Here is an 8,540-nt window from a genome sequence, read left to right on the forward strand (position 1 = left end):
GTCCTGACCCAAACACCCGCCGAGTCGGCTCGTTCTGACGAGCCGGCTCGGCGGAGTTTTCGGTCAGGACGGGCCGACTCGGCGTGATTTTGGCTGGGATTGGAATAGGGGGCGTAAGGTCTTCGTTGTGGGCAGTGAACGAAGTTGAGTTGAATCGACTCAACTTGTTTGCAACACTCGGCGGCAGCAGCCGCAGGGCGCAGACCAACACAGTCCACATACACACAGCTTCAACAAGCGGAGGTAGCAAAGATGGCACGTGCCGTCGGTATCGACCTCGGGACCACCAACTCGGTCGTCTCGGTTCTGGAGGGTGGCGAGGCCACCGTCATCGCGAATGCCGAAGGCGCCCGTACGACGCCTTCCGTGGTCGCGTTCAGCAAGTCCGGTGAGGTGTTGGTCGGTGAAGTCGCCAAGCGCCAGGCCGTCACCAACGTGGACCGCACGATCAGGTCCGTCAAGCGTCACATGGGCACCGACTGGAAGGTGAACATCGATGACAAGGACTTCACGCCGCAGCAGATCAGCGCGTTCGTCCTGCAGAAGCTGAAGCGCGACGCCGAGGCCTACCTGGGCGAGCCGGTGACCGACGCGGTCATCACCGTCCCGGCCTACTTCTCCGACGCGCAGCGTCAGGCCACCAAGGAGGCCGGTGAGATCGCGGGCCTCAACGTCTCGCGCATCGTCAACGAGCCCACCGCCGCGGCGCTGGCCTACGGCCTCGACAAGGGCGACGACCAGACCATCCTCGTCTTCGACCTCGGTGGCGGCACGTTCGACGTGTCCCTGCTCGAGATCGGTGAGGGCGTCGTCGAGGTCAAGGCGACCTCCGGTGACAACCACCTCGGTGGTGACGACTGGGACAACGCCGTCGTCAAGTGGATGGTCGAGAAGTTCAAGTCCGCCAACGGCGTCGACCTGGCCGCCGACAAGATCGCCGCTCAGCGCCTCCAGGAGGCCGCCGAGAAGGCGAAGATCGAGCTCTCCTCGAGCCAGAACGCCTCGATCCACCTGCCCTACATCACCCACGGTGAGTCCGGCCCCCTCCACTTCGAGGAGACCCTGACCCGGGCGGAGTTCCAGAAGATCACCGCTGACCTGCTCGACCGCACCAAGAAGCCGTTCGAGTCGGTCCTCAAGGACGCGGGCGTGGCCCTCAAGGACATCGACCACGTCGTCCTGGTCGGCGGCTCGACCCGGATGCCGGCCGTGACCGAGCTGGTCAAGAGCCTGCTCGGCGGCAAGGAGCCCAACAAGGGCGTCAACCCCGACGAGGTCGTCGCCGTCGGTGCCGCGCTGCAGGCCGGCGTGCTGAAGGGCGAGGTCAAGGACGTACTGCTCCTCGACGTCACCCCGCTGAGCCTCGGCATCGAGACCAAGGGCGGGGTCTTCACCACCCTGATCGAGCGCAACACCACCATCCCGACCAAGCGCTCCGAGATCTTCACCACGGCTGACGACAACCAGCCGAGCGTCGAGATCAAGGTCGCCCAGGGCGAGCGCCCGATGTGGTCGGAGAACCAGCCGCTGGGCAACTTCGAGCTCACCGGCCTCCCGCCGGCGCCGCGTGGCGTGCCGAAGATCGAGGTCGCCTTCGACATCGACGCCAACGGCATCGTGCACGTCTCCGCCAAGGACCAGGCCTCGGGCCGCGAGCAGTCCATGACGATCTCCGGCGGCTCCGCGCTGTCGAAGGACGACATCGACCGCATGGTCAAGGAGGCGGAGCAGTACGCCGAGGAGGACGCCAAGCGTCGCGAGTCCATCGAGATCCGCAACCAGGGTGACAGCCTCGTCTACACCACCGAGAAGTTCATCACCGACTCCGGCGACAAGGTCCCGGACGACGTGAAGACCGAGGTGCAGGCCGACCTGGACGAGCTGAAGAAGGTCCTCGAGGACACCGAGGCCGACAAGGACGCCATCCAGACCGCGATCACCAAGCTCGGTGAGTCCTCGCAGAAGATGGGTGCGGCCATGTACGCCGCGGCCGAGGCCGAGCAGTCCGCCGCCGGCGGCGCGACCGGTGCGACCGGCGAGGCCGACGACGACGTCGTCGACGCCGAGATCGTCGACGAGCCTGTCGAGGGTGAAGAGGGCGACAAGAAGTGACGAAGCGCCGCCCCGGCGGGGCGGAGGAGGCCGTCGAGGAGACGGCCTCCGAGACCCCGCCGTCCGAGACCGACCCTGAGACGAAGGCGGGCGAGGAGCTGACCGAGGACTCCGAGGCGGACGCCCCTGAGGGTGACGCCGCGGACTCGGACGACGCTGCCGAGGCCGGATCCGACGAGGACGGCTCCGCCGAGGCGGCCGAGAACGAGGCCGAGGTCGTTGCCGAGGACGCTCCCGAGGACGACACCGAGGTCGACTTCGGCGACGCCGCTGATGAGATCGACAAGCGGGTCGCCGAGCTGACCACCGACCTGCAGCGTCTCCAGGCCGAGTACGTCAACTACAAGAGGCGGGTCGACCGTGACCGCGAGCTGGTCTCGCAGAACGCGACCTACAAGGTGCTCACTCCGATCGTGGAGGTGCTCGACACCATCGACCGTGCCCGCGAGCACGGCGAGGTCGAAGGCGGCTTCAAGGCCGTCGCCGACCAGCTCGAGAAGATCGTGACGAACCTGGGCCTGAAGAAGTTCGCCGAGCCTGGCGACGTCTTCGATCCCAACCTTCACGAGGCGCTCAGCCACATGGGCACCGACCCGGAGGTCGAGGAGACCTCGGTCAAGCTGGTCGCCAAGGCCGGCTACATGATCGGCGACCGGGTGGTCAGGGCCGCGCAGGTCCTGGTCGTCGACCCGGAGTGACAACGATGGGCAGACGAGCCTGTCGAGAAATCGACAGGCTCGTCTGCCGAGAAGAAGGGAGGAGGGGCTAGGTGGCAGAGAACGACGGGATCCGGCCGGACTGGATCAACAAGGACTACTACGCGGAGCTGGGTGTCAAGAAGGACGCCTCGAGCGACGACATCAAGAAGGCCTATCGCAAGCTCGCGCGGGCCAACCACCCCGACTCCAACCCCGGCGACGACGCCAAGCACGAGAAGTTCAAGAAGGTCGCCGAGGCCTACGACGTCGTCGGCGACCCCGAGAAGCGCAAGAAGTACGACGAGGTGCGCACACTCGGTGCCTCCGGCGGGTTCCCGGGCGGCTTCGGCGGCACGGGCGCCGGCCGCGGCTACAACTTCGACGACCTCTTCGGTGCCGGCGGCACCCAGACCGGCGGGCTCGGCGACATGTTCGGCGACCTCTTCGGTGGTGCCGGTGGTGCCGGCGGAGGCTTCAGCGGGCGGCGTACGACCCCGAGGGCCCGGCCGATCAAGGGTGCCGACGTCGAGACGAGTGCCACGATCGGGTTCACCGACGCCCTCGACGGCGTGACCATCTCGCTGCGCCTGACCTCGGACTCCGCCTGTCCCGACTGCAACGGCACGGGCGGCAAACCCGGCACCAAGCCGCGGGTCTGCCCGGAGTGCGAAGGCGCGGGCTACGTGGTCAACTCCGTGGGCGGTGCGTTCTCGATGAACGAGACCTGCCCGCGCTGCGGCGGCCGTCAGCTGATCTACGACGAGGCCTGCCCGACCTGCCGAGGCTCCGGCCGCGGCACCTCGGCGCGCACCATCCAGGCGCGCATCCCTGCCGGGGTCAAGGACCGGCAGCGGATCCGGCTCAAGGGCAAGGGCGCCGCCGGGGAGAACGGGGGGCCCTCCGGCGACCTCTACGTCACGGTGCACGTGACGCCTCACCGCGTCTTCGGCCGCAAGGACGACAACCTCACCATCGACGTGCCCGTCGGGTTCGACGAGCTGGCGCTCGGAGCAGAGGTGAAGCTGCCGACGCTGTCCGGTTCGCCCGTGACGCTGCGGATCCCCGCCGGCACCCCCAACGGGCGTACGTTCCGTGTCCGGGGGAAGGGGTTCCGGCGAGCCGACGGCACCGTGGGCGACCTGCTCGCCACCGTCGAGGTGCACATCCCGGCCGTGCTCGACGCCGACGCCAAAGCCGCTGTCGAGGCCTATCGGACTGCGATGGCCGGCAAGCCACTGCGTACGTCTCTTCTCGAGGAGTCATGATGAGCGACGGATTCGGCAGCCCGTCTCCGGATGCCGCGGTGTATGTGATCAGCGTCGCCGCGGAGCTGACCGGGCTGCACCCGCAGACGCTGCGCACCTACGAGCGGATGGGCCTGATCACCCCCGGGCGCACCGGGGGCGGCGGGCGGCGCTACTCCTTCCACGACATCGAGCGGCTGCGCTCGATCGCGGACCTGACCGCGTCCGGGATCGGCATCGAGGGAGTGCGTCGAATCCTGGCTCTCGAGCAGCACGTCGACGCGCTGCGCCGGCGCAACGAGGAGCTGCTGCACGAGCTGGCCGCGACTCGCGAGGCGCTCGCCCAGGCGAGGGCCGCTGCTCCGGAGCCGCAGGTTCCGGCCAGCAGGCTTCCCGCGGTTCGGCAGGCGCCGCCCGGACAGGCAGTCGTGGTCTGGCGGCGGCAGTACGGATAGCACGGACCCAACTGATCGCTTGACAGATTTGTTGGCGAGTTGTGGATTTCGGGTAAAACCGATGTTGGTGCATTGCCCGCATACTGGTGAGTAAGCCGCGAGTGTCGGACCAACCCCCATATGGTCGGGGCACGCGCGGCGGACCCGGTGGAGCCGACCCGAGACGGACCCACCGGGTCCTTCCATGTTTTCAAGCGAGCCACGAGATCGCGACGCAGGAGCGAACTCGTTAGCGAGACGAGATCGAGCAGCGGCGCGGCTGAGCTTGCGAAGCCGTGACCCGCGTGTCGAGATCTACACCTTCCGGGGCGGTCGGCGTGCAAGAGTCAGTTCGGGAACGTGCCGGCTTGAGCGGCCGCCTTGCAGGACTGGTCGCCGGGGAGCAGTTCGATCTCCAGGTTCGGCAGGGTGACCTGTCCTTCGATCTGGGCCTGCCGGACGTCGCCGTAGACGCTGTTGAGGTCGGCGACGGTCGCGTCGATGCCGGTGAAGCCCTGACCGTTGTTGTGGCCGCCGTTGCCGCTGGACTGATACCAGTTCGAGTCGAACTCCTGGGGCACGCCCATGGGGTTAGCGGCGTACGGTGCGCGTCCCGGATTGGTGGTCAGGTCGGTGGAGGCCAGTCCGATCTGAGCGGTTCCCTGGAGGTTGACCCCAGGAGCGGCCGCGGCTCGGAGCCGGGTGATGTCGAAGACGGCCATCTCGGCGCTGATCTCGTTGGTCGCCGGGTCGTCGTCCCCGGAGGTGAGTCTGATCGTGTAGCTGCCGAGCGGCCCGACCTCTTCCACCCGGGAAAGGCAGAAGCCGTTCATCGTCGCGGACGCGAAGCCGGCACGCAGCACCGGTGTCCAGTCGCCACCGCTGCTGGCGGCCGCCTGGGTCTGCACCAGCGAGGTGCCGAAGGCCGCGTCGGCGGCGTGGATGTTGGTCGAGGAGAACGTCGAGCTGCCGTTGTTGATCGTCAGCGTGGGACTGAAGACCGCGGACGCGGAGGAGCCCATCGTGGCGACCATCCCTGCGAGCAGGCCGAGGCCGACCGTCGTCGCTGCGACCATGCGTCGCCAGCGGGTCCCGTACGTGCTCATCCCGCGGTCACCGTGATCGTCGTGTTGGGAAGCTGGATCGAGTCGAGCGGGTTCGTGCTGCCGCCCGGCGGGTGGACGTAGGGGTCTTTCGACGCGTCGTTGTCATGGGTGAACAGGTAGTAGAACTCCAGGTTCGCCGCCAGGATGTTGTAGTCACCACCGGCCGCCAGGCCGCTGAGGATCGCGGTGACCAGGTCGTTCCAGCCGCCGGTGCCGTCGCCGGCGAGCGTACGGATCTTCATCCGACACGAGTCACCGTTCCAGCCGGCGGTGCAGATGGTGTTCTTCTGCGAGGTCGTGGTCAGCCCGGCGGCGATGATCAGGAGGCCGGCCAGGTTGGTCACCGTTCGCCAGGGGATCGCCACCCAGGAGTCGCCGGTGGTGAGCAGGTTCGTCTTCACTCCGGGCCCGCCGACGGTGAACGGACCGTCCGGGGCGATGCGGAGCGTGTGCGGCACCTTCGCGGTGGGGGCGGGTGCCGTCGTCGACCTCGCCGAGAGCACCGGAGCGCCGAACGAGGCGACGTTGTTGCGGAAGACGAGGTCGCTGAAGGCGATCTGGAACAGGCACATCGAGCCCGTCGCGGCGTGATAGTAGGTGAACCCCTTGTTGCTGTCGCAGTTGCCGTCGCTGTTGTTGGTGTAGATGCCGCGCACGTCGGCGGCAACGTTGGTGGTGCTGCTCCCGTTCGGCTCGCCGGCGGTCAGGACCCAGCGCGTCCCCGACAGGCAGGGGAACATCCGGGTCCCGAAGAGTCGGCTCTGGAAGGAGCCGTTGTCGCCGCTGTTCTTGAGCGGCACGACCTGCCGCCGTTGCTGTGCGTCGGTGCTTCCGGGCTGGTCGCACCGGAACGGTTGGTAGCTGTCGTTCTGGCTGTTCGCCTCGGCTCGGTCGGCCGACGGCCACAGCGCCGAGGACATGACGAGGAGCGCGATCGCGGTGATGACGACGAGACGTTGCTTGCCGACGGTGAGCTCGTGGGACACGGCGGCTCAGCCGCCGGAGGTGACGCGCTCGGACGGCTTCTTCTCGCCCCAGGACCAGATCATCGAGCCGCCGATGATGCCGAGGACGGAGCCCAGGACGAAGCCGCCCAGGTTGGCAGTGGGGAAGGCGCCCAGCGCGATCAGGAACGCGACGATCCCTGCGAGCGACTTGTAGTGCGGTGCCAGCCAGGTGACGAGGCCGAACATGATCAGCCCGCCGCCCATGACGTAGCCCGCGGAGTAGGACCAGCCGCCGGTCAGCGCGATGCCGATGTCGAAGGACATCCAGTAGATGATCCAGGCGCCAGCCACGATGACCCACAGTGCGCCCCAGAAAGGTCGTGTACGTCGCCAGGCGCGGAACCACGAGCGGGCCGCCGCGAGCAGGGTGCCGAGCCGGTTGCGACGTGCGTGCGTCGGTCCGGAGACGGTGGAGAAGCCGAGGGCGTCTGTCAGCGACTGCGTGGTGGGTTCGGTCATGAGCAGTCGGCCTGAGTCTTGGCTCCCGGAACGACCTTGATGCTCAGGTTCGGCAGGGTGATGTTGCCCTTGAGGTTGAGCCCGTAGCTGTGTCCGTTGAGACCGGCCATGTTGAGCTGGCGGGCGTAGAGGCCGAAGGCCCCGGTCCTGGGCAGCTGGTTGGCGTTGCCCTCGAAGGCGAGGCCCGCAGAGTCGCCGACCGTCTCCGCCGACTGGCCGAGGTTCATACCGGAGATCTTGTTGCCGTAGCCGCTGAGCGCGTCGGAGTTGATGAACAGGTTGGTCGCCGAGATCGCGCTGCCCAGGCTGCCGGCGGTGAGCTTGCCGGTGCTCGGGTCGGTGGTCGTACCCGCCGGGATCGAGGAGCCGTCGTAGCTGTCCGGGATGTCGTCGCCGGCGGTGATCATCAGCGAGTAGTTCCCGACGAGCGGGATGTTCTCGGTCGCGATCCCGCACAACCCGGCGAGCTTGGCCTGGTGGATCCCGAGCTCGGTGACGCCGCACTGAGCCTGTACGTCGGCGACGTCGGCATCGCAGTCGGTGGCCCCTTGGCGACTGGTCGGCGCGAGATAGCCCGCCGCGTGCTCTGCGTCGAGGTAGTTGGAGTAGAGCTTGAACTTGGCGTTACCGGTGGTGAAGTTGACCGCCAGGGCGTTCTGCGAGACCGCGCCGAACATGGCGACGAGCACAGCGCTCCCGAGGATCATCGGTGGCAGCGAGCGCTTGCGGCTGCCGCGGCGTACGGATTCGGAGTCCGTCTTCATCTCTGCCGACCGCTCCGCGGCACGGTCGATGGCGGCGTACGCGGCACGGTAGAGGCGGCCGGTGAGCCGGCCCCACATACTGAGCGTGCCGGACTCCTCGCCCCAGGGTTCGGTCCGCTCGAAACGGCGGGCGCGCGGGCTCATGCGATCGCTCCGTTCCGAGAGGGCCGGCGGGCCGCCTTGCGGGCGCGTTTGCGGGCGTCCTTCTCGGCCATCTTGGTCAGCTGCTCGTCGGTGTAGGGGGTCCAGGCCACGATCAGGGCGCCGCCGGTGATGCCCGCGACGGTGCCGATGATCAGGCCACCGAGGTTGGCCAGCGGGAGCGCCGCGATCGCGAGCGCGACCGAGACGATCCCCGGGAACGTACGCTGCGCGGGCACGAACATCGCGATCAGCGCCGCGGCTGCCATGGCGAAGGAGATCAGCACCGGCGGCAGCGTCCTGTCACCGAAGGCTGCGAAGATCGTGAAGTCGAGCTGCTTGGAGAGCATCGAGGACCCGATCATCCACGACGACCACAGCAGGATCAGGCTGCCCCAGAAGGGGCGGGTGCGCCGGAAGCCCTTGAAACCGCGCGGAGTGGGGGCGGCGGAGGTGTTCACGGCGGGCGGTTCGGTGTCGATGGGCGTCTTGTCAGGCATGGGGTTCTCCGGCGGGGCTGGGCAGTGGTGTTGGCGGGCGCTCCGGAACGCCCGCCAACCGCTGCGGACTGATGA

Annotated in this window: 9 protein-coding genes; 4 read left to right on the forward strand and 5 right to left on the reverse strand. The window is 67.9% G+C overall.

All coding sequences use genetic code 11. The features are described 5' to 3' along the window. The first annotated feature begins 252 nt into the window (after positions 1-252). The 4 genes from dnaK (at position 253) to H5T77_RS24975 (ending at position 4,509) form a co-directional block, all read left to right on the forward strand. Positions 253-2,112, forward strand: coding sequence for a molecular chaperone DnaK (gene dnaK / locus H5T77_RS24960; RefSeq protein WP_292653311.1), 1,860 nt, complete (start codon positions 253-255; stop codon positions 2,110-2,112). Next, complete coding sequence (gene grpE, locus H5T77_RS24965; protein ID WP_292653312.1) at positions 2,109-2,810, forward strand: nucleotide exchange factor GrpE; 702 nt, start codon at positions 2,109-2,111, stop codon at positions 2,808-2,810. Before dnaK ends, grpE begins: the two co-directional genes overlap by 4 nt. 71 nt (positions 2,811-2,881) lie before the next feature. Next, a complete protein-coding gene (locus tag H5T77_RS24970) occupies positions 2,882-4,075 on the forward strand; it encodes a DnaJ C-terminal domain-containing protein (RefSeq protein WP_292653313.1) in 1,194 nt (397 codons plus the stop codon). Further along, complete coding sequence (locus tag H5T77_RS24975; RefSeq protein ID WP_292653314.1) at positions 4,075-4,509, forward strand: heat shock protein transcriptional repressor HspR; 435 nt, start codon at positions 4,075-4,077, stop codon at positions 4,507-4,509. Before H5T77_RS24970 ends, H5T77_RS24975 begins: the two co-directional genes overlap by 1 nt. Before the next feature lie 326 nt (positions 4,510-4,835). On the opposite strand, the gene H5T77_RS24980 is transcribed toward H5T77_RS24975, so the two are convergent. The 5 genes from H5T77_RS24980 to H5T77_RS25000 are packed head-to-tail and all read right to left on the reverse strand — an operon-like array spanning position 4,836 to position 8,465. Further along, on the reverse strand, positions 4,836-5,594 hold the full coding sequence (locus tag H5T77_RS24980; RefSeq protein WP_292653315.1) for a DUF6230 family protein: 759 nt from the start codon (positions 5,592-5,594) through the stop codon (positions 4,836-4,838). Further along, on the reverse strand, positions 5,591-6,580 hold the full coding sequence (locus H5T77_RS24985; RefSeq protein ID WP_292653316.1) for a hypothetical protein: 990 nt from the start codon (positions 6,578-6,580) through the stop codon (positions 5,591-5,593). Before H5T77_RS24985 ends, H5T77_RS24980 begins: the two co-directional genes overlap by 4 nt. A gap of 6 nt (positions 6,581-6,586) precedes the next feature. After that, positions 6,587-7,060 carry a DUF6114 domain-containing protein gene (locus tag H5T77_RS24990; RefSeq protein ID WP_292653317.1) on the reverse strand — a complete coding sequence of 158 codons (474 nt, stop codon included), beginning with the start codon at positions 7,058-7,060 and terminating at the stop codon, positions 6,587-6,589. Continuing rightward, a complete protein-coding gene (locus H5T77_RS24995; protein ID WP_292653318.1) occupies positions 7,057-7,968 on the reverse strand; it encodes a DUF6230 family protein in 912 nt (303 codons plus the stop codon). The genes H5T77_RS24990 and H5T77_RS24995 overlap by 4 nt, the downstream gene beginning before the upstream one ends. Beyond that, positions 7,965-8,465: a DUF6114 domain-containing protein gene (locus tag H5T77_RS25000; RefSeq protein ID WP_292653319.1), complete on the reverse strand. Its 501-nt coding sequence runs from the start codon at positions 8,463-8,465 to the stop codon at positions 7,965-7,967. The genes H5T77_RS24995 and H5T77_RS25000 overlap by 4 nt, the downstream gene beginning before the upstream one ends. Positions 8,466-8,540: the final 75 nt, after the last annotated feature.

Source organism: Nocardioides sp. (assembly GCF_014360585.1).
GTDB lineage: Bacteria > Actinomycetota > Actinomycetes > Propionibacteriales > Nocardioidaceae > Nocardioides.

What these genes read in the sequence shown, in the direction of transcription:
- H5T77_RS24975 (WP_292653314.1), top strand. Translation starts at nt 4,075, where the DNA reads ATGAGCGACGGATTCGGCAGCCCGTCTCCGGATGCCGCGGTGTATGTG.
- H5T77_RS24980 (WP_292653315.1), bottom strand. Translation starts at nt 5,594, where the DNA reads ATGAGCACGTACGGGACCCGCTGGCGACGCATGGTCGCAGCGACGACG.
- dnaK (WP_292653311.1), top strand. Translation starts at nt 253, where the DNA reads ATGGCACGTGCCGTCGGTATCGACCTCGGGACCACCAACTCGGTCGTC.
- H5T77_RS25000 (WP_292653319.1), bottom strand. Translation starts at nt 8,465, where the DNA reads ATGCCTGACAAGACGCCCATCGACACCGAACCGCCCGCCGTGAACACC.
- H5T77_RS24990 (WP_292653317.1), bottom strand. Translation starts at nt 7,060, where the DNA reads ATGACCGAACCCACCACGCAGTCGCTGACAGACGCCCTCGGCTTCTCC.
- H5T77_RS24995 (WP_292653318.1), bottom strand. Translation starts at nt 7,968, where the DNA reads ATGAGCCCGCGCGCCCGCCGTTTCGAGCGGACCGAACCCTGGGGCGAG.